19 protein-coding genes, 1 pseudogene and 1 riboswitch are annotated in these 23,712 nt (G+C 38.6%); of the genes and pseudogenes, 13 read left to right on the top strand and 7 right to left on the bottom strand.

From position 1 onward, the window contains the following. Window positions 1–79: 79 nt before the first annotated feature. The 5 genes from AC1DSK_RS15710 to AC1DSK_RS15730 all read left to right on the top strand — a co-directional run bounded on the left by AC1DSK_RS15710 (window position 80) and on the right by AC1DSK_RS15730 (window position 8,104). Complete coding sequence (locus AC1DSK_RS15710; RefSeq protein ID WP_477548304.1) at window positions 80–334, top strand: hypothetical protein; 255 nt, start codon at window positions 80–82, stop codon at window positions 332–334. Window positions 335–347: 13 nt separating this feature from the next. Beyond that, window positions 348–566 carry a hypothetical protein gene (locus AC1DSK_RS15715; RefSeq protein ID WP_477548305.1) on the top strand — a complete coding sequence of 73 codons (219 nt, stop codon included), beginning with the start codon at window positions 348–350 and terminating at the stop codon, window positions 564–566. A gap of 405 nt (window positions 567–971) precedes the next feature. Continuing rightward, a complete protein-coding gene (locus AC1DSK_RS15720) occupies window positions 972–1,535 on the top strand; it encodes a DUF4256 domain-containing protein (RefSeq protein WP_477548306.1) in 564 nt (187 codons plus the stop codon). 305 nt (window positions 1,536–1,840) lie between these two features. After that, entirely contained in the window at window positions 1,841–4,168 is a 2,328-nt protein-coding gene (gene helD / locus AC1DSK_RS15725; RefSeq protein WP_477548307.1) for an RNA polymerase recycling motor HelD, read from the top strand. A gap of 705 nt (window positions 4,169–4,873) precedes the next feature. Further along, window positions 4,874–8,104 carry a hypothetical protein gene (locus AC1DSK_RS15730; protein WP_477548308.1) on the top strand — a complete coding sequence of 1,077 codons (3,231 nt, stop codon included), beginning with the start codon at window positions 4,874–4,876 and terminating at the stop codon, window positions 8,102–8,104. A gap of 36 nt (window positions 8,105–8,140) precedes the next feature. On the opposite strand, the gene AC1DSK_RS15735 is transcribed toward AC1DSK_RS15730, so the two are convergent. The 4 genes from AC1DSK_RS15735 to AC1DSK_RS15750 form a co-directional block, all read right to left on the bottom strand. Next, complete coding sequence (locus AC1DSK_RS15735; RefSeq protein ID WP_477548309.1) at window positions 8,141–9,553, bottom strand: glycosyltransferase family 2 protein; 1,413 nt, start codon at window positions 9,551–9,553, stop codon at window positions 8,141–8,143. Next, window positions 9,546–10,589: a HEAT repeat domain-containing protein gene (locus AC1DSK_RS15740; protein WP_477548310.1), complete on the bottom strand. Its 1,044-nt coding sequence runs from the start codon at window positions 10,587–10,589 to the stop codon at window positions 9,546–9,548. Before AC1DSK_RS15740 ends, AC1DSK_RS15735 begins: the two co-directional genes overlap by 8 nt. Beyond that, on the bottom strand, window positions 10,586–11,908 hold the full coding sequence (locus AC1DSK_RS15745) for a GGDEF domain-containing response regulator (RefSeq protein ID WP_477548311.1): 1,323 nt from the start codon (window positions 11,906–11,908) through the stop codon (window positions 10,586–10,588). The genes AC1DSK_RS15740 and AC1DSK_RS15745 overlap by 4 nt, the downstream gene beginning before the upstream one ends. A 335-nt stretch (window positions 11,909–12,243) precedes the next feature. Then, window positions 12,244–12,579, bottom strand: a complete 336-nt coding sequence (locus AC1DSK_RS15750; RefSeq protein WP_477548312.1) for a phosphoglycolate phosphatase — start codon at window positions 12,577–12,579, stop codon at window positions 12,244–12,246. Window positions 12,580–13,238: 659 nt separating this feature from the next. Continuing rightward, window positions 13,239–13,421, top strand: a riboswitch (Lysine riboswitch). A 136-nt stretch (window positions 13,422–13,557) separates the two neighbouring features. Here AC1DSK_RS15750 and AC1DSK_RS15755 point away from each other — a divergent pair. The 5 genes from AC1DSK_RS15755 to AC1DSK_RS15775 all read left to right on the top strand — a co-directional run bounded on the left by AC1DSK_RS15755 (window position 13,558) and on the right by AC1DSK_RS15775 (window position 18,574). Next, window positions 13,558–14,397, top strand: coding sequence for a transporter substrate-binding domain-containing protein (locus tag AC1DSK_RS15755; protein WP_477548313.1), 840 nt, complete (start codon window positions 13,558–13,560; stop codon window positions 14,395–14,397). Between the two features lie 60 nt (window positions 14,398–14,457). Continuing rightward, entirely contained in the window at window positions 14,458–15,213 is a 756-nt protein-coding gene (locus AC1DSK_RS15760) for an amino acid ABC transporter permease (protein ID WP_342542422.1), read from the top strand. 16 nt (window positions 15,214–15,229) lie between these two features. Then, window positions 15,230–15,970 (top strand): amino acid ABC transporter ATP-binding protein, encoded by a 741-nt coding sequence (locus AC1DSK_RS15765; protein ID WP_477548314.1) that lies wholly within the window; start codon window positions 15,230–15,232, stop codon window positions 15,968–15,970. Window positions 15,971–16,229: 259 nt separating this feature from the next. Beyond that, the gene (locus AC1DSK_RS15770) at window positions 16,230–17,762 is read left to right on the top strand and encodes a DEAD/DEAH box helicase (protein WP_477548315.1); all 1,533 of its coding nucleotides are present in this window, start codon (window positions 16,230–16,232) and stop codon (window positions 17,760–17,762) included. Window positions 17,763–17,788: 26 nt separating this feature from the next. Then, window positions 17,789–18,574: a YqhG family protein gene (locus AC1DSK_RS15775; protein ID WP_477548316.1), complete on the top strand. Its 786-nt coding sequence runs from the start codon at window positions 17,789–17,791 to the stop codon at window positions 18,572–18,574. Between the two features lie 192 nt (window positions 18,575–18,766). On the opposite strand, the gene AC1DSK_RS15780 is transcribed toward AC1DSK_RS15775, so the two are convergent. Both AC1DSK_RS15780 and AC1DSK_RS15785 read right to left on the bottom strand, forming a co-directional pair. Further along, the gene (locus AC1DSK_RS15780) at window positions 18,767–19,432 is read right to left on the bottom strand and encodes an HAD family hydrolase (RefSeq protein ID WP_477548317.1); all 666 of its coding nucleotides are present in this window, start codon (window positions 19,430–19,432) and stop codon (window positions 18,767–18,769) included. Between the two features lie 196 nt (window positions 19,433–19,628). Continuing rightward, the gene (locus AC1DSK_RS15785; protein WP_477548318.1) at window positions 19,629–20,087 is read right to left on the bottom strand and encodes a GNAT family N-acetyltransferase; all 459 of its coding nucleotides are present in this window, start codon (window positions 20,085–20,087) and stop codon (window positions 19,629–19,631) included. Window positions 20,088–20,530: 443 nt separating this feature from the next. Between AC1DSK_RS15785 and AC1DSK_RS15790 the strand changes: the two are divergent. The 3 genes and pseudogenes from AC1DSK_RS15790 to AC1DSK_RS15800 all read left to right on the top strand — a co-directional run. Further along, window positions 20,531–20,659 (top strand): annotated as a pseudogene (locus AC1DSK_RS15790) (DinB family protein); the annotation flags it as partial. Window positions 20,660–20,722: 63 nt separating this feature from the next. Continuing rightward, window positions 20,723–21,724 carry a S66 family peptidase gene (locus tag AC1DSK_RS15795; RefSeq protein WP_477548319.1) on the top strand — a complete coding sequence of 334 codons (1,002 nt, stop codon included), beginning with the start codon at window positions 20,723–20,725 and terminating at the stop codon, window positions 21,722–21,724. 52 nt (window positions 21,725–21,776) lie between these two features. Continuing rightward, a complete protein-coding gene (locus AC1DSK_RS15800; protein WP_477548320.1) occupies window positions 21,777–22,226 on the top strand; it encodes an SRPBCC family protein in 450 nt (149 codons plus the stop codon). Window positions 22,227–22,530: 304 nt separating this feature from the next. Here the strand turns inward: AC1DSK_RS15800 and AC1DSK_RS15805 are convergent, their stop codons facing one another. Beyond that, entirely contained in the window at window positions 22,531–23,088 is a 558-nt protein-coding gene (locus AC1DSK_RS15805; protein ID WP_477548321.1) for a cysteine hydrolase family protein, read from the bottom strand. Window positions 23,089–23,712 lie beyond the last annotated feature (624 nt).

The following is a 23,712-nucleotide window of genomic DNA, read 5'->3' on the forward strand; positions in this document are numbered from 1 at the left end:
TAGACAAGAATCGACAAAAGTATCTAGATTTTACAATTATAATAGAGGGAAAGTTTGGGGAATTGTCGTGAGGTGTGAAATGAATTCGATTGCAAAGTTGGTTGGATCGATTGTTGGTATTTACATAGTGATTAATCTAGTATTTGTAGGTTTTCAATACTTTAGTGAAAAGCAAGAACATTACCGTATGCATATGTTAAAAAGAATGATGGATTCCTATACTACACAACTTAAATCAACAGAAGTAGCATTAAAAGAAAAGGAAATGAATGAGACATCATATTTTCAAGATTTGGAACTACGCTCACAGGAAATGAACAGGTTGGCAAAATAGTTTCCAAAATGGAATGCCGGTTACGGTTTATTCAGATTACCAACAACGCTATCAAGCATGCCAGCAGGATTCAGGGAACTATAAAGTGATGGTCGCGGATTTAGAGGCTTATCGGAAAAATTATGAGAATTTGATTGAGTTACACAATGGTACTATGGCAGAGTATAACGAATTAAATGAGCAGGTTGGTGAAACGTGGTTTATCGTGCCAGGGTTCCGATCGAAAACCTAACGAACTTTGTAAAACTAAACGAAAGAGGGATATAAATGTTTGGGTTTTTTAAAAAGCCTTGTGCAATTTGTAAACGAAAAATCAGTCCATTACTGAAATATCGTAATGATCGCAATGATGTGTTGAACGTCTGTGTTGCTTGTAGTGAGTATGCAGAGCGAAGGGCTTATCGGAAAGTGAAGTAGTAGCTTCTAAAATTTTAACGTCTATCACAAATCCACGTGATTGGCACCGGAAGATGGTCGAACAAAAACCTACATGAAACACGGTTTACTATAGACTGGATTTTTAATGCGTGAGTACGATTCGAAAATCTTAAAGTGCAGAAAAAAAGATACCAATTTGTGAAAAAAGTAAAAACGCTATAACATAAATACTAGAAACTCGATAAAGGAGAGAAGAGCGTTGAGCCCAACCAAAAACTTATCAACTGAAGAGCAAAACAAATTACTCGAAACACTACAGAAACGCTTTGAAAAACACACAGAACGCCATGAAGGAATCAACTGGCAGGACGTGCAAGCCAAGCTAGAAGGCCGTCTGGAAAAGCTTTGGTCCCTAAACGAAATGGAACGAACTGGCGGGGAACCGGATGTCATCGGTTTCGATGAAGGAGCTGTCGAATATCTTTTCTGCGACTGCGCCAAAGAAAGTCCGAAAGAGCGCAGAAGTCTCTGCTACGACCGCGCAGCCCTCGAAGCACGCAAAAAATTCAAACCTGAAAACTCCGTGGTAGACGTAGCGGCGGAAATGGGCATTGAATTGTTAACCGAAGAACGGTACCGACACCTCCAGACGCTTGGCGAATTTGACACCAAGACATCCAGTTGGATCCAAACGCCAGACAATATCCGCAAACTCGGCGGCGCACTGTTCTGTGATTGTCGCTATGACACGGTCTTTGTGTATCACAATGGAGCAGATTCGTATTATGCTGCGAGAGGGTTTAGAGGATTATTGAAGGTTTAAAGGTGGATTAAATGGATGGTAGGGGTTTATCTCAGATAGCCTTGATTCTTTATTGGTATATGTTCAATAAAAATTTCACAACAATTCAATGAAAATAAAAAAACGACCTTGAGATCAAGGTCGTTTTTTTTATAGAAATCAATTCGCAAGAGCGTTTCGACTAGTGACAGGTTCTGTTAAATATGATACATTTATATAGATATGCTTATATTTGACGATTGATATAGTTTTCCTTACTTTAATTTTACACTACTAAATCGTCAATAGTCAAGCGTTTTGAGAAAACTTTTTAAGGGGCGATTGCGATGAAACTGGAACTGCATCAGGAACAACAACGATTGGACCATGTCATGGATGTCATCTCAAACGAAATACAGACACTTGATGGAGATACGACACGACTAAAAAAAGAAGTCATCAACATTCGGAAGCACTTTTGGGAAGAAGTGAAAGTAAATACAGATTCGTTTGATGATTATTTAGAAACGATTATTGGTTTGCGTCAAGAAGCAGAAGCGTTAGCTGTTAGTCAAAGCTTGCATCGCCATACATCAAAACGTTTAGCTACACTCCAGCGTATGCAAAAAATCCCTTATTTCGGTCGAATTGATTTTTTAGAAGACGGCACATCCTCGCCTGAACAAATCTACATCGGGATCTCCACACTTAAAGATGCAAGTGGAGATGATTTTCTCATTTACGACTGGCGAGCACCGATCTCGAGCGTGTATTACGATTATCAGCCGGGTCCTGCGAAATATACGATTCCAGGAGACTTCATCGAAGGGACATTAGAAAATAAGTGGCAATATATCATACGTGATGGCACGTTGGAATCGATATTTGACACAACTCTAACAATTGGTGATGAGATTTTGCAACAAGTGCTTGGAAAAGGCACTGATAAGCAGATGCATTCAATTGTCGCCACCATTCAACAGGAGCAAAACCAAATTGTTCGTCATGACCACGGGAAATTGTTAATTGTGCATGGTGCAGCCGGGAGCGGCAAGACATCGGTCGCGCTACAACGAATTGCCTATTTGCTATACCACTATCGCGATAGTCTGACGAGCGATCAAATCATTTTATTTTCCCCAAACTCCATGTTTAACAGCTACGTCGCCAATGTGCTTCCGGAACTCGGAGAAGTAAACATGCACCAAGTGACTTTTCAACAATACCTGCATGAACGACTCGATCAACAATTTCAAGTGGAGAATCCATTCGATCAATTAGAATATGTCTACACAAAAACGAAAGATCCTTCCTACCGCACGCGATTGGCCAGTATTGAATGGAAAGCATCGACGGATTATTTCGATGCCATCAATACCTATCACAGTTCTTTGGAAAACGCTGGCATGTGTTTCCAGGATCTTCGCTTTCGCGGAAAACTCATGGTGAGCGCAAAGCAAATGGAAGAGCGATTTTATGAGCAACACACGTCACTTCGGCTCCTCAATCGAATCGAGAAATTAAGGGACTGGCTGATTGAACAAATCGCTCAAGTGGCGAAAGAAGAGTGGCAAAAACCGTGGGTCCAAGAAAAAATGGACTCGTTAAGCAATGATGACTATCATAAAGCGCATCGGTACTTAGCCAAGAAACATGGCTATGAAAGAGAGGCGATGGCGGATTACGACATGAGTCCAAAAGCACTCGCGCAGTTGATCGTCCGTCAAAAACTCAACACTTTGCGAAAACGAATTCGAGCGTTTCAGTTTGTGGATATCAAACAGCTTTACAGACAGCTTTTTGAAAACCCTACAAACATGCGGAGCTTCTCATCACACGAGTTGCCTCAAGAATGGCTGGCAATTTGTGAACGAACATGTGAAGCGCTCGATGAAGGCAACCTGTTGTATGAAGATGCGACACCGTACGTCTATTTAAAAGAGTTAATCCTTGGATTCCAGACCAATCGTTCCATTAAACAAGTTGTGATAGATGAAGCGCAAGACTATTCGCCTTTTCAGTTTGGATTTATCAAACGCTTATTTCCTGCCGCGCGAATGACGGTGCTTGGTGACTTTAATCAAGCGATTTTTGCGCATGCTCGTCAAACGAATGATTTCCAGTCTTTATTGGATTTGTACGGACCCAACGAAACAACGGTCATTTATCTAGCCCGAAGCTACCGTTCGACAAAGCCAATCGTCGACTTTACCAGAAAACTTATACCAAACGGTGATCAAATTATTCCATTTGAACGCGAAGGAGAGAGTCCTAGCTTAGAACAAGTAGACAGTACAGAAGAACTTCATCAACACATCATCAGGAAAGTAGAACAGCTGCAAGAGCGCGGCTACCAGAGTATTGCGATCATTTGTAAATCTGTTGAGGAAAGTAGTCATGCCTATGAAGGGTTATCTACTGTTCCCGAATTGAAATTGATGACGACGGGCTCTACGGAATACGAACAAGGGGTCGTTGTCATCCCGTCGTATTTATCAAAAGGCATTGAATTTGAAGCAGTCATTGTGTACGATGCATCGACGCATGTCTACGGAAACGAAAGCCTGCGCCGCATCTTCTATACCGTCTGCACGCGAGCAATGCATCACTTACAACTCTATAGCCTGGGAGAACCCACTCCATTTTTACTTAAATTTCCGAATTCAGCTTATTAACTACAATTGAATGAAAAAATTAGAAAAAGTATTGTTTTAGTCGGTATGCGGTCGCTCAGTCAGGGTAAATAACATCTTGGACATTTTCAAAATAATTTTCATCTATGTAGTCCGAAAATTCATCTGGTATTCTAATAGGCCATTGAATCATGACAGTATTCCTCGCTCTGTCATTTCTATGCGAGGCATCCCTATAGCTGTATGTTTTATTAAATCCAATCTCACATTTCGATTATTTAAAGCTTTATCAAAAAATAGAATTTGCGAGAAACCTTTGTTCCTGCATCGTTAATTTATTTTTATTGGAACAACGTACTCTTAAGTTCCTTTTGTATGATAGAATATTTAGTGAATATTGGAAATTAGTTTGGAGCTTAATGTGATTTCCCGAACAGTCTTCGGACACGTTTATCTATACAACGATGGTCATTAATGTGATTCTTTGTTTCAGTATTGTTATATGGAGGATATCTATTTATCAAGTTCAAGAGTGGGTATTCACTCACTCGCAGAAGTTTCCTAATTATTAGGGAATAATCTTGAATAGTAAATGTGGTTAAGAAATGAAGAAATTAAAATTCTTAGTAAACTTCCCGGGAAGCCCTGATCCTGTGTGAGCAGAGGCTTCTTTTTCGTTTTTTCTTTAGATGGAATGAAAGGGTAAGTGAATTGCAGATTCTATAAATTGAGAGTTGGTGAGGTTATATGAGATTTATAAAGTGGATTGTCTTATTTCTTTTTGTCCTGCTATTGCCGCTTGCTATATGGCTATGGGAAGAACGGCATGCACAAAATCTGGATATTGTTATTCTGGATAAGACCGTTCCGAACGGGGATTTGCGTGAACATAAAGGTCTGACATGGTTGCTTAACCATACCCATATTAATAAAACGAATGGAGATTCCTATAGTGAAAAGGAAGACTATGCTGGAGTGACCTTTGATGGCAAAAGTGAAAGTGTACGTGGATTGCCTGAGGATTTAAGTTCTGCTGATTTGATTTACGTCGCAGACACTTATGGAATCTATGAATCCGAGCAAGAGAAACGGAGTGATAAAATCGAGGGGGGCTTAAGCTCTGGTGAGTGGACGTCAATTCAACAGGCTGTTGATCAAAATGATGTGCCATTGATCATGGAGTTTAATTCAATCTCATCACCGACGGAACCTTTAGTGCGGAAGGAAGTATCTAAATATCTAGGTTTTGAGCAAAAAGGGTGGACAGGCCGCTACTTTAAAGAATTGTCCAATGACAACGGGGAAATACCACAATGGCTAGTTGACTCCTATGAAGCGGCTGGCAATCAAAAGTGGTCATTTGCAGGAGAAGGCCTTGTGTTCATTGAAGAGAATACAGAAATGGTCCGTGTATTGTCACTTGAAAATGGAGATGTCGATGAAGCATCCATTAACTTGAAGTTTACACAAAATGGCGAGAAGAAATTTAATTTGGACGGAGAATCTCCATACCGGTATTGGTTTGATATAACCGAAGCTGTGGATGAAAATAATGTATTGGCTTATTTCGAACTCCCTGTAAATAAACAGGGACAAGCATTGCTTGACGAATGGGGAATTCCATCCCGTTTTCCGGCAGTGATTGAAAAGAAACAGGATGCGACAAGTTCGTACTATTTTGCAGGTGATTTCGTAGACACGAATGATATTCCTACAATCTATCAATATAGTGGAATGACAAAAATAAAAGAATGGTTTACCTTTGATTTTGTTTACCCTGAACAAAGCTTCTTTTGGAAAACATACGTCCCAATGATGAAAGTACTTTTGGAAGATGTGAAAGACGCTGATAGCAAAGACAAACAATTGATACATAAACCTGCTGTTCTTCAAAATGAACTTGGTCTGAATTACTCAGCCAAAGTAAATGGCGATCGTTTTGACGTATATACAAATGGGGAATGGAAGACATTAACGGTTAAAGGCGTCAATATCGGAATGGGGAAACCGGGAACTTTCCCTGGGGAAGCTGCTATTACAAAAGGTGAGTATGCAAGATGGTTTAAACAAATTGGAGAAATGAATGCCAATACCATACGAATTTACACGCTTCATCCCCCTGCTTTTTATGAAGCATTGAAGGAATACAATGAATCTCATGAAAAGCCGCTCTATGTATTTCATGGGGTATGGATTGATGAAGCACCATTGGAAGAAACACTCGATGCATTTACACCGGAAATCACGGATCGTTTCCAAAAAGAATTCCAGAAAATTACTGATGTGATTCATGGAAATGCAAAAGTTGCAAAAGAACCTGGCCATGCTTATGGGAATTATAAAGCCGATATTTCGCCGTATGTGATTGGGTGGATGATTGGGATTGAATGGTACCCATTCATGGTGGATAATATGGCAACGAAATACAAGGGAATGGACCAATATAATGGGGAATATATTCAAACAACCAATGCCGTTGGATTTGAATTATGGATAGCCCAGCAAATGGATCAATTGACTGTGTATGAAGCGGAAACGTATAAATGGACGAGACCGATGAGCTTTACTAACTGGGTCTCGACCGACAATTTAGAACAACCAGCTGAACCTTTGGAACAGGAGGATTTGGCAAGTGTCGATCCAAACCATATGCATTATAAAGAAAATCTTTCAATGCCAGGAATGTTTGCTTCCTATCACGTCTATCCCTACTATCCGGATTTTTTAAATTTGGAGGAACGGTACACTGAGTATATTGACCACCGGGGAGAGAAAAATAACTATGCGGGTTATTTACATGATTTAAAAGCGTCCCATAAAATGCCTGTACTTATTGCAGAATTTGGACTTCCTGCATCACGTGGACTTACACATGTGAATCCATTTGGATGGAACCAAGGCTTTCATACCGAGCAAGAGCAAGGTAACTACCTTTCTAGTCTTTATGAGGATATTATTCAAGAAGGCATGATGGGTGGTCTTGTGTTTACTTGGCAAGATGAATGGTTTAAGAGAACGTGGAATACCATGGATTTAGACAACGCAGATCGCCGTCCATTTTGGTCAAATGCACAAACGAATGAACAGAATTTTGGTCTCCTGAATTTTGATCGTATGCTCATAAAAACAGATGGCAATATAGAGGATTGGGCAGATGCAGACCCGATATACCAGTCTGGAAAAGGGCCGATTACTGCACTTTATGCCACTAGTGATGAACGTTTTCTATATGTGAGGATTGACGGCAAACCTGGGACGGATTGGCTGAAAAACACCAAACCGCAATTGCTGTTTGACGTTAACCCTGGCAGTGGAAATGATCGTGTAGATGAATTGGAAGATGTTACTTTTAATCAGCCATTTGCTGATTTCTGGTTATCTATCCAGTCCACAGAAGAGGCAAGAATGAAAGTTGATGCTTACTACGACGTTTTCTACTATCAATACGGAATTGAACTAAATATGATGGATTCAGCAACAAAACCGACTAAAAACAGTGGTTTGTTCAATGAAATCCGCTTGCCGCTTAATAAGGGCATTACAAGACCGGATACAGGAGAGTCGTTCCCATTTTCTTCATATGAGACTGGGAAAATGCGTTTTGGAAATTCCAATCCTGATTCACCGGATTATGACTCCTTAGCAGATTATTATTTCGATCCATCAACAGGTGTGATGGAACTACGCATACCGTGGCTATTGTTGAATATTAAAGATCCTAGTTCCAAAGAAGTTTTTGGTGATGTATACGTCGATGGCATGGATGCCAAGCAGCAAATCGATGATATTGGAATCGCCCTTGGAGTGACGGACAATCAGGGTCAAGTAATCCAGACTTTCCCTTCAAGCACCTCAACTAGCATTAGTGTTGATGAAGTGTCTCGCTATCGATGGGAAGCATGGGAGCTACCTTATTCAAGCGAGCGGTTGAAACAATCATATCTAATCCTACAAGAAACATTCAGCAAAACACCATAAACAAAAGAGGTTGTGCAGCATATGCACAACCTCTTTTTAATCTGTAGATATACCTTTTCGCTGCATTTGTCCCCATTCTGCTTTTTTGGTGAAAAAGACAATTAAACCTTCAATACGCCAAATAACCATAATTGGACGGTACCAGAAACTCTCGGTTAATGACCAAAAGAAAAGCTTCACCAAATGAGAGACTTTCGGATACTTATGCATAGTCATCTCTTCCATTAGGACAGCAAGCGATGAAACAAAGGAGCCGTACATGACCGTTACCAGGAATAGGGTGAAAACTACTGCAGGGTCAAGGAAGTCAAATAACAACCCAAAAATAATCAGTAAATATCCCATGAATTCGAACACTGCTCCAAGTAATTCCACAAATAAGAAATAAGGAAATGTGACAAATCCAATGGTACCAAACCTTGGATTAAAGAACATTTTTCGATGTGTATAAAGCGTTTCAGCTAAACCTGTTTGCCATCGAACACGCTGCGACCGTAAATCATTGAAAGACTCAGGGGCTTCTGTCCAGCAGACAGGATCCGGTATATATTCAATCCGGTCTGCCAGTTTTTCCTCACGAATCATTCGCTGGAGCCTGACGATCAATTCCATATCTTCTCCAACAGTACCTTCTTGGTAGCCGCCAATATGGATCACCTTGTCCTTACGAAAAACTCCGAATGCCCCCGAGATAATCAATAGCTGATTGAATCGGCTGAATCCCAAACGCCCAATCAAAAACGCACGGAAATATTCTACAATTTGCATGATGACCAAAGGTTTACTGGATAGCTCAATCACTTCTATTTTGCTTCTGGCTATCGTTGTGCCATTTGCAACACGGATGGATCCACCAACAGCAATAATTTTCCCATCTGCCGCAAGGACAGGTTTCATTGCTTTTAATAACGCATCCTGTTCCAATATGGAATCCCCGTCAATCGCACAAAAGAACGGGTAATTGGCTAAATTAATCCCACTGTTTAATGCATCTGCTTTACCGCCGTTTTCTTTGGAGATTACGACTAAATTAGGGAATATGGGAGATTTATACACTTTACGGATAGGCTTAGTATCGATATGCTTGCGAATTGCATGATCCACCACTACCAATCCGTACTCATCTATCAATTTGGAAAGAGTTTGATCTTTGGAGCCATCATCCACCACAATGATTTCATATTGTGGGTATTGCAAAGTCAATAATGATCGGACGGTACTGATGACCCCAATCTCCTCATTATAAGCAGGAACAATTATGGAAACGGGTATCGTACTTTCACTAATAGCCAAATCTTCCAGAGTCTCTTTTTTATCCAGTCTGCCTTCCCTTAACACTTTTCGTAAAGACAGTAGAAATAAGAAAACATAGCTTAATGCCGTAAAAGACATATAAATGATAATCATTAGCGCAAAAAATTGAAACAACCTAATCCAAATATCAGACATAAGACGGAACCTCTCTATCTAGCTTTAAACACTGAGATGCCATATCTCTGGCATACGGATCAGGATGGCTTTGTGAAAGTTCAAGCAGCTTGCTCTCACCAAATGTTTGCAATATAGCTTCTGCTGTTGAATAGCGAACCCACCAAACAGGATCTCCAAGAAACTCACTAAGTTCACTTTCAAATTGTGGTAGGGACAAGGCGCCTACAATTTTTGCTGCAAACATCCGCTCTTCCCAAATTTCGGACTTGAAAAATGGTTCCAGAAACTTGGTATCTGATAAGTAGCTCATCCTGAAAATGGCTTTCAATGCTTGAATGCGCATTTCCGGAAGTTCATGAAACAGTTTTTCCTCAACGAGTTGCAAATATTCCAGTTTCTTCGAAAGTCCAAAATACATTAACAAAGAACTGACAGCTTTTGAACTGCCATGAAGCGAAACATACTCAACTGCCTGTGGGATTACATCGTCAGGAAAGCGAGTAAACGCTGATAGAAAAACTGTTTCAGTCGCTGATTGATCTTTTTCTAAATACGCTAAAATGGACAAATCGCCTATGGCTGCCAAGGTACGTATCAATTGCTGCTTTTCTTCGTCATGAATTTTGATTTCTTCCAGTCTTCGTTTAAGAATGGGCTGTAAAGATTCCATTCGAAAATTTTCTATATAATATAGTGCATTTACACGAGCCGGCCAAGCCCCAGTATTCAGTACTCTTTTATAGTATGAACTTAAATAGTATGTAGCGCTCTCGCGAATCTTGTGCTGCAATCCTTCATCTGTTGTAATCGCCATACTATCACTGAACAATTTCTCTGCAACACGATACTCTTCAGGGGGAAGAGGGATATATACATCTTGATCATTATATAAATACTGAATAAACAAAGGCATGCTTTCTTTGTAAATATGGTCTTCATGTATTTCTCGCTTGTTTTTTTTCATTTTCTTGCTTGCTAAAAATAACAGCAGTAGCAGCTGGGAAAGAGCCAAAACAATAAATAGAATGATAAAAAAAGTAAGTAGGATATTCATAGGAATAACCTACTGACAAGACGCTGGATACGGGCCAATACCTCTTGTGGATGAAAAGGTTTCAGCATGTAGTCATCTGCGCCCGAATTGAGGGCGTGCAAAATATCTTGGTTATTTTTTTTGTCAGTCAACATAGCAATTAGCACACGTTCGGATTGTACTTTTTTCTTCACAATGTGCAGGACTTCTAATCCGTCCATTTTGGGCATTACACCATCCAGCATGACAACGTGATAATCCTGTGGTGTATACCAATTTGATTCCGTAAACTCAAAGCCGTCATTGTAGCTGTGGACACTAATATCAAAAGTATCCGATTGCCATGCAGAGAACTGCCTTTCAAGTAATGCCCGAACCATCGCATCATCATCAACGATATGTATCATTAAGCGGCTAGCGAGGGAACTGGCAAACGAATTTTCATCATACACATGGATGGAATTTCTGCCTGCTTTTTTGGCTTGTTGTAAAGCACGGTCAGCCTGCTTCAGCAAAGTTCCTTCGATATGAGTGGAAGGAAACCATTCCGATATCCCAGCTGAAAAGGTGATATTCCAAAGTTCTCGCATTTGTTCAGCGATATCTTCTACGATATTTGCAGCAACAAGAGCTGGTTTATGGCGAATCAATAGGACAAATTCATCACTACCAAAACGGAATACATCTATCTTTGTTCGTAGGGTCTGTTGGGCAATATGGACAAAAGATTGTAGCACTTCATTACCTTTTTGATGGCCATAAAGATTATTGAAATCTTTAAATAAGTCGAAGTCAATGAGAACAATTGAAAAAGATTCATTGGATATTTCGTAACGATTATAAAGAGAAGACTTGGTTATATAAAATTGTTTCCTGTTGTATGCACCAGTTAATTCGTCAACGAGTAATTTATTCGTAATCGACTTTCTAAAAGCCACGCGGTTTAATATAAAGGGAATGAAAATATCCAAATCAATCGGTTTGCTGATAAAATCTATTGCCCCTAGTTCATATGCGCGTATTCGATTTTCTTTTAATTGATTGGAAGAGATAATCGCGGTTGGTATAGATCGATCTCGTGAAATATCTTTGATTTCCAGCAATACATCAAATCCACTTTTATCGGGCAGGTTTGCTTCAATAAGCACGAGATCTGGATTGACGGTATGGAAATATTCAATTCCTTTTGAAGCGGTCGTTGCAATTAAAACAGAAATAGAATGTCGGTCAAAAGAATCTTTCATGTCCATGACAAAATCAATATTTGGGTCAATAAGTAAAATTAACACCTCATCCCGAGGTTGAGATCTAGATTCATTTAATGGAATGTGTTGATCCATATTGTGCACCTCCAAACTTTGAATCTTAATTATAACAAAATAGAGTAAATAGAAATACATGTTAGTATGGGTCAGGAAATCTTACTACACAATTTCAGATGACAAATAATCGAATAAGTCATGAAAATTCAAGATTTATGGAAAGCGAGTTAAAGAAACAACATAATGCATTTAGTGTAGTTATTTTAAATTATCAAATCACGTAAATAGGACACCGTTCGTAAGAAAGCAAAGACATTTTTAATTAGGCAAGAAGAAAAACAAAGAACAGTTAGCAAAAGCTAACTGCTCCATTTGGCTTCAAAAGGTTAGAGATTGTAGGATGATATCCAATTTTAGTTTCTGAAAATTTCAACTTGATAGTCCTTAGCAGAATTTACAATAGCACAGATTTTCTGTTGTTCATCGCCAGCGACATGTCCATCTAAATAAATTTCAGATGTCGCATACTCTCCTGAATGACTTATATTATTAATCACAACATCAACATTTTTTTCTTTTTTAAAGTATTCTATAGTCGCTAGTTTAGCTGTTTCTTTGGTTTCTGGCCACGCTTCTTTACTGAATTCATCTGGTGTACCGTAATCCATAATAAAATATACCCATGCAGCTAGGAGAAGTATCATAGCTCCACCAAATACGAATAAGCGCTTTAATAGATTTTTCTTCATTAACCTTCACCTTTCAATAGCGTTCTTACTTTGTTCACATGACCACTTTGTTCAAGTCTTTTCATTACGAGCGTTTACTCCTCAAAACTTTATTTTATGCTTGTTTATTATACTATTCTGGTTCGTTAGCTATTATCTTATTACGTGACACTCACATTACAATTTTGTATGTTGTTGATGAACGTCGGGTTGTTGCGTCGAATGCTGTTCCCCATAAAAATCTCGTAATGTGTAATTAAATCAAGTTAATACAGAAATAGGAATTCAAATGAAATAATGGGGCTGCCTATTGTAGCAACCCCTATCTATGAAACCGTTGGCGATGTCATGCCACGGTTTTTTTGTTGATCTCCACTATTTCATCCATCATTTTTCATTGTCTCTTCCATTACGGATCGCAGGTTATTGCCTCATCCGGATGTGATAGGCATACTTGTGTTGTGTTGGGTTTCCCAAAGTCTGTGCTGTCTTTGGTGATAACGATAGCATAATGGAAATATATATATCATTTAGCTTTTGATAGAAGAAATGGTGACTCAACATATGCTAATAGGTTAAATACTAGATTTTTAGATTGGTTGACAGATAATTTCTGTTGTTGTAGACTGTTGATGTTGTTGAAAGACTGATTAACACAATTGAATACAACCTCACTTATATGGTGAGGTAGAGGCGCGATATTTAACAGTCCTTAGAGGAGTTTGAGAAAGCTTTGATTCTAGGGAGAAGGAAATGTCGCCGAAGTGAGTAATATTTCTCGGTATTACTTGCTGGGTCTGTAGTTAAGAACTGCAGGACTGTCTCAATAAACATCCCGGTTTATTGAGTGTGCTATCTCATTTGGGAAAAGTAGAGGATTTAGGGCAACTACGCATATTGCGACCTGAGTTCATCTCAGGTCTTTTTTTTGTGGAGTTGGCCTTTTTAGTCTATAAAGACGAAGTAAAACATATAACAAACAAAAGGGGAGAACTAGACATGAGAAAAAAATCAGCCATATTTTTAACGATATTCCTTTCTACCATTTTGCTTTTAACAGCTTGTGGGACAAGCAGTTCAGAGAAAACAGGTTCATCAGAAAAGAAAGATCCATTCATAGTAGGTATGGAAGCAGGATATGCGCCATTCAACTGGACTCAAATGGATGATGCAAATGGCGGAGTGAGAATTGACGGAAATGCTGAATATGCAGGTGGCTATGACGTTGAAATTGCAAAACGAATCGCTGACAAGCTAGGTAAAGAATTAGTCATTGTCAAAACGGAATGGGACGGTCTTGTTCCAGCATTGGTTTCTGGCAAGATCGATGCCATCATTGCTGGCATGTCACCAACAGCTGAACGCAAAGAGTCAATCGATTTTTCGGACAACTACTATACTTCAGAGTTGGTCATGGTTGTTAAAAAGGGCGGGAAATATGAGGACGCCGCTTCAATCCATGATTTCAAAGGAGCAAAAGTAACGGCACAATTAAATACATTCCACTACTCCGTGATCGATCAAATCAAAGGTGTGAAAAAGCAGACTGCTATGGATAACTTCCCGGCGATGCGTGTAGCACTTGAATCAGGAATGATTGATGGATATGTATCGGAACGCCCAGAAGGATTCAGTGCTTCCGCAGCTAACGACAACTTCGCTATGGTTGAATTTACAGATGGTTTCGAGACTTCTGTAGAAGACACGACAACTGCAGTCGGATTGCAAAAAGGCAGTGACTTGACAGAGAAAATCAATGAAGCACTCGCAGAGATTTCAGATGAAGAACGTCAGGAAATCATGGATAACGCAATTAAAAATCAACCGGCAGCACAATAAGTAACAACGTGATACCGGCTGCAATAGCAGCCGGTTTTAAGTTGTCCAAGGAGGACAAAGATGAGTACTGAGTGGATTATGACGATTTTATCTAATAACTGGCCGATGTTCATTCGTGGAGCAGGTATGACACTCTTGATTTCCATTATCGGGACAATTCTTGGGGCAATCATTGGATTGCTGATTGGTGTCATCAAAACGATTCCAATGCCTGAACGAGGGGCTAAAAAATGGCTATTAAAAATTATTAATACAATTTTATCTGTATATGTTGAGTTTTTCCGCGGCACGCCAATGATCGTGCAAGCCATGGTTATCTTTTATGGATCGGCCTTGGCATTTGGCATCAGCATGGACGTATTGTCTGCGGCCATCTTCATCGTATCGATCAATACAGGAGCGTACATGGCAGAGATTGTCCGTGGGGGAATAGTGTCCGTCGATAAAGGCCAATTCGAAGCATCTCAGGCAATCGGCATGAATCATTTCCAGACGATGATCCATGTCGTCCTGCCGCAAGTCATTCGTAACATTTTGCCGGCAACAGGCAATCAATTTGTCATCAATATTAAAGATACGGCTGTACTTAACGTCATTGGCGTTACCGAGTTGTTTTTCCAAACGAAATCAGTGGCAGGAAATAACTTCAGATATTTTGAATCGTTCTTTGTTGCCTGTGTCCTGTATTTCATCATGACGTTCACCGTCACATTAATCCTTCGATATGTGGAACGGAAACTGGATGGACCTAAAAATTACAGCATGATTGGAATGCCGGAAAATGTACTTGGTACAACAAAAAACGGTAACCGATAAGAAAGGAGAAGTTCACATGGAAGTAGTTATTGATATACAGCATCTAAGCAAATCTTTTGGATCCCATGAAGTATTGCGCGACATTGACTTCTCGGTAAATAAAGGGGAAGTGGTCTGTGTCATTGGTTCTTCGGGATCTGGAAAGTCCACTCTTCTGCGCTGCATTAACCTATTGGAAAAACCGAGTGGCGGACAAATCATTTATAATAATGAAAACATTTTGGATAACAAGCATGATATCCATGCTTACCGAACAAAACTCGGAATGGTCTTCCAGCAATTCAACTTATTCAACAATCATAATGTCCTCAACAATTGCGTCATTGGACAAGTGAAAATTTTGAAACGCTCAAAGGAAGAAGCGGAAAAAATTGCGATGAAATACCTGAAAGTCGTTGGGATGGATCGATATATCAACGCGAAACCAAGCCACTTGTCAGGCGGTCAAAAACAGCGTGTAGCAATTGCACGTGCACTTTCAATGGAACCAGACGTCATGCTGTTTGATGAACCAACATCAGCACTAGATCCTGAGATGGTAGGAGAAGTTCTTAAAGTCATGAAGGAACTTGCCGAAACAGGTCTTACCATGCTAATCGTCACGCATGAGATGGAATTTGCGAAGGAAGTTTCAGACCGTGTCGTATTTATGGACAAAGGTGTTATTTGTGAAGTGGGAAGTCCAGAGCAAATTTTCAATAACCCAACACAAGAACGTACAAAAGAATTCTTAAAACGAACATTAAAAAAGATGTAAATTAATCTTTTCTAAATCATAATTACATGACAAAAAAGGGATATCCGATTACTGGATGTCCCTTTTCTTATTGTCTCTCAAGTACAGCAAATCTATGATTTTAATCGTTGAATATATTAAATGAGTTTGATTTTGATGTTGCGCTTAATGTGAAATCACGATTTGATTGAGGCTTTTATATTTATTTTCAAATAAAAATCATAGCTATTTCTTTTTTGGACATCTTATTAGAAAGAAAATGTTGTATGAGGTGATATCTATGATTATTGAAAGGTCGTCTAAGTGGAAAGAAGGCTTCATTAATCGATTGGAAAATCGTGAAGCTTGGGATAACTGGACGCTATATAAGATGAGTTATGACGTAGTAAAGTCGAACTTGATTACCGAATTTACAGGTCTTCAATCTCCTAAATATTTACCTAACCTGACACCATTGAAACATCAACTCGAAGTCGCAGAAACCGTTATAGAACGCATGAATGGAAAAGCGATTCTCGCAGATGAAGTAGGGCTTGGCAAAACCATTGAAGCCGGTTTGATTATGAAAGAGTATCTCATCAGGGGACTTGTGAAAAAGGCGTTAATATTGGCTCCAGCTTCTTTAATCAATCAATGGGTGCAAGAGTTGAACCACAAATTTTATATTCCAGCCATTGCTTATCGAAAGAACTATGGATTAGATCATTACAGTGTTGTCGTCATGAGCATGGATATGGCCAAAAGGAGCCCACATAAAGAACATATCTATGAGCAGGATTATGACTTAATCATCATTGATGAAGCACACAAATTGAAGAATCATAAAACAAAAAACTATGAGTTTGTTCAAGATTTAAAGAAGAAGTTTTGTTTGTTACTGACGGCCACGCCTATTCAAAACAATCTATTTGAATTATTTCATTTAATCTCCTTGTTGAAACCTGGACATCTCGGTGATTATGAGACGTTTCAAGCAGCGTTTTCCGCAAGCAAACATAGCTGGGAAAATGATGATTTCTTAAAAGAATTAGTGAATCAAGTGATGGTCAGAAACCGAAGACAGGACACAGGAATTGAATGGACCAACCGACGTGTTCAAACCATTCCGATTCAGTTTACCCCACAAGAAAAAGAAGTCTACGAAATGATTTTGGAATTGAAGAATATATCGCCTGAATTTTCGAGTGCATTCACGATGATTACACTGCAAAAGGAAATGTGCAGCAGTAAGGAAGCTACGTATTTGACCTTAAACGAGATGCGTCAAAAATGCACTGATTCAAAGGCGGTTCTTTATATAGAAGAAATCATTCAAAAGTTGGTGACGCTCGAAGTCAATGCAAAAGCTGAAAAAGCTTATGACATCATTACCGAGGCAAATGATAAAGTCATCTTATTTACCGAATACCGAGCCAGTCAAGCGTATTTACAATGGTATTTACATTCTAAAGGAATCACAAGTGTTATCTTTAACGGGAAGTTCAAGGCGAGTAAACGAGACTGGATGAAGCAATTGTTTAAAGACCACGCACAGGTGCTGATTGCGACTGAATCTGGTGGAGAAGGGATTAACCTGCAGTTCTGCCACCATGTCATCAACTACGATTTACCTTGGAATCCGATGAAATTGGAACAGCGTATCGGACGTGTTCACCGGTTAGGTCAGGAACATGATGTTCATATTTACAACTTGGCAATTGAACAAACCATTGAGAAAGATATCTTAGAGTTGCTCCATGTCAAAATCGATGTATTTGAGAAGGCAGTGGGTGAGCTAGACAGTATTTTATCCACATATAAACAATCCATTTGATTTGAGACATCTAGAGGAGGAATCATATGTATCCACAACAAATCCACGAATATTTAGTGAGGTTTTTTAAAGAAAACAATTGCCAGATCGTCAAAGAACATGACCACTACATCACTGTTCAATTAACCATCGATATGGACAAAAAAATCATGAACCGCCCATATTATTGGCAATACATCGAAAATACAAACATTGTTCCGAGTCCGGCTCAAATAACGTTAATTACTGATCAAAACAAATTGGAGGAAGACGTCAAAGGGGAAGTTGTGCACTTTGGTTCTCCATGGCTCAATCAGATATTTCAAGCAACCAATGATCTGGGTTCATTTGTCCACATGTATGAACGGGTATCCGGTAATCCTGGTTCCCAACCCATATTAACTCCATGGTTAGGCGTGAACTATAAAGTATCGTATTACAGCGATCAGACGAAGGAAATGCTGTACTCTTTAGGTATTAATTTGATGACAGGGGAAATGAAACATAGTTTTCAGGAAGAGATAAGTGAACTGGATTTGGATTCCACTATGCCGAAAAATGCCTTTGATTTAATGTATATTATTAAGCCAATACGAGGATTAGAGCGATTGGATGCTGCAATCGAAAGCCTAATCCAGCATGACGACCACACATGGGCGGATGAAGCCAAAAGTAGATGGCAAAAGGATCGGCAAGTGCTGGAGCATTTTTATGAAGCGATGGATAACAAACCGGAGTGTTACGAGATGGAGAAAAAAGCAATGGATGAGCAGTACCAAACGCGAATTAACATCGACGTAGTAAATGGTGGATTGTTCTATATGCAATCATAAATGCTGGAATCTAACTCAATGTTATTTCCCAAGACGTTATCAAAAAGTAAATGGACTTAATACAAAAAAGGCAGAGTTGTTTAACCCGTTCAGTTATCTGGTACACAATCTATATTAAAACATACAATAAGAGCCCAAATTCGCATTGAATTGGGCTCTTTTAAAATGCCTATATAACAGGCTGAATATCACTTATTTGATTTGACTTCCAATCAAAATGTCTTTTAACTCTTCAACACTTTTGACAATATAAGTAGGGTTAGAATGACTTAGTTCTTCATATGAACCATATCCATAAGTTACTCCAATAGAGTCAATACCGTTATTATTTGCCCCAATGATATCGTGCTTCTTGTCACCAATCATAATAAAGTCATCTAGCTTATGCCCATTGTACATATCGAGTATGTACTGAATAATCTCTGTTTTTGCTGTTCTTGTTCCATCTAGATTACTTCCGACAACAAGGTCAAAATATTGGTCAATATTAAAATGAATTAGTATTTGTTTAGAAAATACAGTAGGCTTTGATGTTGCAACAACTAAAGTGAAATTTAGGTCTTTCAATGATTTCAATAGTAACGATATATTTGAATATAACTCATTTTCAAACATCCCCATCTCTCTAAACCTTTCTCTATAAAAATCAATTGCTTTTTGCGTATTTTCCTCATCAAAATTGTAGTATTCAGCAAAAGAATCTTGAAGTGGTGGACCAATGAAGCATTCAAGTTTATCAATATCAGACTCAATAATGTGCATTTTCTGCAATGCATATTGAACAGACTTTGTTATACCTACTTTAGGGTCTGAAAGCGTTCCGTCTAAATCAAATAAAATTATTTTGTATTTGTCCATATTAAACTCCCCTTTGTATCAAATTCCAACTTAACTTTATCGTAAGAATCTTTTAAAAAATCAAGCACTTGTTGAACTAACCGACCCTGTTAGTTAAGTAAGAAAAAGGCTTCACTCCTAATTGAAGTAAAGCCCCCGTTAGCACAATAAGAAAGGACCAAAGAGTGATCCTTTCTTATTGAAACATTCTATCGACCTATCTCTCGGTTATATTTTTTATAACTGCCATTTCCTTACCGAACCTATCACCATTATCAATAAATCCCAAACTCGAGTATAAATTATGTGCTCCCAAATTTTCAGGATGATAACCTACAACAATTTTTTGGGCATTCGGTAATTTAGCCATCTCTGAAATCATTAACTTAGTTGCAGCTTTACCTATCCCCTTGCCTTGGAATTCCTTATCCACCATTATTCTATATACCCAATAACCATCAAGTTCTTCTTGAACAGAATTGTACATCAAAAAGCCAACTACTTTTTCTTCAGCATAAATAGCATATGGCTTTAATGAAGGCTCAAACTTTGACTGAGCTATTGATATAGCATTGGGCTCAATGTATTCTTTTTGTTCTGTTGATATCTCTAATTCACAACAGCTGTACCAGTTTTCTGCATTTAATTCTACGATTTTCACATTTTCTGTACTCATAATTTTCCCCTTTCAAAATCTGGGAAAACGCTAAACAACTTTGTTAATTAGTCGTTATCCCCTTGTAGTCATTAATAATAAAAATTCTTTTGTTTGTCATAATGAACGCCTCCTCTAACAACTATTGCCTAAAAATTATATCCATGAATCTTTAGGCTTTTTAATTATACTATTTTTCCCTATTTATTCTTATAATATTTTCCATTCTTCTTGAACTAACCGGCCTCGTTAGCCACCAAATAGCTTAATAATAAATCTTTCAAGGCGTGAATAGAGCGAGAAAAAAGCACTGCTAAAAGCAATGCTAATCACAGAACAAGGACAAAAGAGCTCACATTCTTATTAATACCATTTATCTCCAATGAGGAAGGAGGTATTTGAACATTTAATGTGGAATAACTTCCATAACTAATATGAATGGGTAAACAGAATCAACAAGTAGTAAATTACTGTTGCATGTAAATACTCATGAATTTCATCATAAGGGTAAGATTGTTGCGATGGCTCACCTGAGGAAATATGAACCTCCAAATACAGATGTGTTAGGCACGGAAGATAAGAGAAAAATATAAGTGATATTTCGTATTAATGAAAACCTACTAAGTACACAAGGTGATAGAAAAGGAGAAAGACAGATGACACTATTAAATAGATTGCAAAAAGGGGATAAAATCGGTATTTATTCGCCTTCGTCACCCATCACATATTCTTCACCGAAACGCTTTCAACGGGCAAAGAGCTTTTTAGAATCTAAAGGTTTTGAGATTATTGAAGGAAATCTTACAAGAAAGCATGATTATTACCGATCGGGGACCAACCAGGAGCGAGCAGACGAATTAAACGAACTTATTCGAAACCCGGAAATTAAGATGATAATGTCTACAATAGGCGGTACCAATTCCAATGCGCTACTACCGTACCTTGATTATGATGCTTTTAAGAAAAACCCGAAAATCATGATAGGGTATTCTGATGCTACCGCCATCTTGCTCGGTGTCTATGCTCAAACAGGAATTCCAACATTCTATGGACCTGCTCTGGTGCCTTCTTTCGGAGAATTCGAACCATTTCTTGACCATACATATGATTATTTCAAAGAGATGTTAATAGAAGAACAAAGTCTTCCATATGTCATCCCTACACCGCCAATCTGGACGGATGAACCTATAAACTGGGAGGTTAAAACAGGAGATAAAGTACAGAGGGATAATGAATGGGTATGTGTGAATGAAGGCGTGGCGCAAGGCCGATTAGTAGGTGGTAATTTAAACGCGATGTATGGCATTTGGGGAAGTCCATATATGCCGGACATCCAGCAAGGGGATATTCTCCTGTTAGAGGACACGATGAAAACGGCATCCGTTGTCGAAAAGAACTTCACTCTGCTCAAGCTGAATGGTGTATTTGAAAAAGTTTCCGGCATTCTATTAGGGAAACATGAATTATTTGATGATCAAGGTACTGGAAGAACTCCATACGATATTTTGCTCGAAGTGATGGGGAACAGGGACATTCCGATTCTTGCAGATTTTGATTGTTGCCACACGCATCCTATGCTGACGTTGCCTATTGGCAGAAACGTGGAGCTGGATGCAACGAATAGAAAAGTGAAGATTATGGAGAAATGGATTAAGTAGGTAAGCAGCGTTGCTTTTCGTTCAATTCAAAATAGAGATGGAGGACTTAATAATGAAGTCTATTACTACACCTGACCTTTCAACAAGGCCGTTCAATTTAATGGTTGACCGCATAATGGATGCACCGCCCGATGTACTGTTCCAAGCGTGGACTACACAGATCGATCGTTGGTTCGCTGTGCCAGGAAGCGTCATCATGCAGGGAGAAATCAACACGTCTTTTTTCTTTGAGACTGCATTTGACGGTCAACGTCATCCTCACTACGGAAGGTTTTTAAGGATTGAGCAAGACCGGCTTGTCGAAATTACTTGGGTTACTGGGGATGGAGGAACAAAGGGCGCGGAAACTGTTGTCACAATAAAGCTAGAGCCAAATGGAGATGGAACACAAATTCGTCTTACGCACGCAGGCTTTATAGATGATGAGTCAAGAAACGGACATAAAGATGCTTGGCCGATGGTTCTTGAACATCTAGACAAGTGTATGATGGGACGTTCTTAAGGTTCAAATACAATAAACATCTTTTGCTAGGGGCAATTAATAATGAAACCTAGATTATATTACTTACTCATCGTGTTTACAGTTTCATAAGCATTTTATCTGATATTCGGTACGTGGATGTCGATAAATCACCCATAAGGGATTTTTTCTTAACCATGGGTGTGATTCATTTCATTCTTGCTTACTCTCCAGATTTGAAGAGGTATTTTCTTTCGTTACAATTGCTTATTAAACTAGCATGCCTGCCATTGACGTACAATAGCAAAAGCGGCACGTTTTTAAGTGCCGCTTTTTTGGATTAATATTACCTATAAGAGTCATGAGTTGGGCTAAACAAGTCTTCATCTGAATTTCTGACAACAGAAAAGTGTTCGACATTATAATGACCGTGAAGAGTACGATTATGATGTTTAATAATTTGTTCTGCACTTAAAACATCATTATCATTTGTTGAATGCCCATCACCGACTAATGTAATATCCAAGCCACTGATAGTAGCTGTTCTGACTGCACTATCTATGCAGTGTTGTGTTTTACAGCCCATAATAACAACATGTTCAATCTGTTGAGTTCTTAAATGATTCAGAAGACCGGTCCCGTGAAAGGAATTCGTCGCTGACTTATCGAAAATTTTTGCATCCGCGGGTACATTGATCTCATTGTGAACTTGAAAGCCTTCACCTTTCCCCTCAGAAACATCGAGATCTCTTACAAACACAACTGGGATGTCTGCTTCGCTTGCTTTTTCAATCACTTTATTGATATTCCTAATAAGTTGCGCTTTATTAAAAACCGCACTTTCTTTCTGATTCCCATCGATTAATTCTTGTTGAGCATCAATGATTAATAATGTTTGATTCAAATGATTTTCCCCTTTCAAAATGTAGGGAAACGCTAAACAACTAATTAGCTAGACGTAATCCCCATATAAATTTTCATGCTGACATTTCTTTTGTTTGTCATACTATCATCCTCCTCGGCAAAAAATCGTCTATAAATTAATATTTTTAATTTTTAGACTATTAAATTGTATCATGTTTCTTCTATAATAATAAAGTTACAATTGCGATAGGCGAGAAAAAGTGTAAAGCAATCTGTTTTTCGTTTTTGATCTCCCATGAAAGGGCAGTATCTAATATAAGTAGGAATACTTCAACGAGACATGTTAGTTCAATATCACCTCCCGTGTGAATTCCTACTTCCTACTTCCTACTTCCTTCTTATTAAACTAACGACTAATCGGTAAGCTACTAAGTCAGGTCTTTTCTTATTGAACTACGAGGCAGGTTAGTGAGTCTACATTCATTATTGTTTTTTCTAGCTTAATTATTTACGCATCACATTGATCATGGTCGCTACATGTTATTAACTCTCAAGGAGTTCAGAGTATATGCTTTTGATTAATATTCAGCTAGGAGATTGAGTTTCTGAAATAAGATTAGAAAACTTTTAGTATTGTGTTGACTTTTATAAGTCAGGCTGATAT

It is taken from the genome of Paenisporosarcina sp. P4_B8 (assembly GCF_056402175.1).

Excerpts from the sequence above, each read along its gene's own strand:
- AC1DSK_RS15780 (WP_477548317.1), bottom strand. The coding sequence starts at position 19,432 with ATGGACAAATACAAAATAATTTTATTTGATTTAGACGGAACGCTTTCA.
- AC1DSK_RS15715 (WP_477548305.1), top strand. The coding sequence starts at position 348 with ATGCCGGTTACGGTTTATTCAGATTACCAACAACGCTATCAAGCATGC.
- helD (WP_477548307.1), top strand. The coding sequence starts at position 1,841 with ATGAAACTGGAACTGCATCAGGAACAACAACGATTGGACCATGTCATG.
- AC1DSK_RS15755 (WP_477548313.1), top strand. The coding sequence starts at position 13,558 with ATGAGAAAAAAATCAGCCATATTTTTAACGATATTCCTTTCTACCATT.
- AC1DSK_RS15795 (WP_477548319.1), top strand. The coding sequence starts at position 20,723 with ATGACACTATTAAATAGATTGCAAAAAGGGGATAAAATCGGTATTTAT.
- AC1DSK_RS15730 (WP_477548308.1), top strand. The coding sequence starts at position 4,874 with ATGAGATTTATAAAGTGGATTGTCTTATTTCTTTTTGTCCTGCTATTG.
- AC1DSK_RS15710 (WP_477548304.1), top strand. The coding sequence starts at position 80 with ATGAATTCGATTGCAAAGTTGGTTGGATCGATTGTTGGTATTTACATA.
- AC1DSK_RS15800 (WP_477548320.1), top strand. The coding sequence starts at position 21,777 with ATGAAGTCTATTACTACACCTGACCTTTCAACAAGGCCGTTCAATTTA.
- AC1DSK_RS15775 (WP_477548316.1), top strand. The coding sequence starts at position 17,789 with ATGTATCCACAACAAATCCACGAATATTTAGTGAGGTTTTTTAAAGAA.
- AC1DSK_RS15740 (WP_477548310.1), bottom strand. The coding sequence starts at position 10,589 with ATGAATATCCTACTTACTTTTTTTATCATTCTATTTATTGTTTTGGCT.
- AC1DSK_RS15760 (WP_342542422.1), top strand. The coding sequence starts at position 14,458 with ATGAGTACTGAGTGGATTATGACGATTTTATCTAATAACTGGCCGATG.
- AC1DSK_RS15745 (WP_477548311.1), bottom strand. The coding sequence starts at position 11,908 with ATGGATCAACACATTCCATTAAATGAATCTAGATCTCAACCTCGGGAT.
- AC1DSK_RS15735 (WP_477548309.1), bottom strand. The coding sequence starts at position 9,553 with ATGTCTGATATTTGGATTAGGTTGTTTCAATTTTTTGCGCTAATGATT.
- AC1DSK_RS15765 (WP_477548314.1), top strand. The coding sequence starts at position 15,230 with ATGGAAGTAGTTATTGATATACAGCATCTAAGCAAATCTTTTGGATCC.
- AC1DSK_RS15750 (WP_477548312.1), bottom strand. The coding sequence starts at position 12,579 with ATGAAGAAAAATCTATTAAAGCGCTTATTCGTATTTGGTGGAGCTATG.
- AC1DSK_RS15770 (WP_477548315.1), top strand. The coding sequence starts at position 16,230 with ATGATTATTGAAAGGTCGTCTAAGTGGAAAGAAGGCTTCATTAATCGA.
- AC1DSK_RS15785 (WP_477548318.1), bottom strand. The coding sequence starts at position 20,087 with ATGAGTACAGAAAATGTGAAAATCGTAGAATTAAATGCAGAAAACTGG.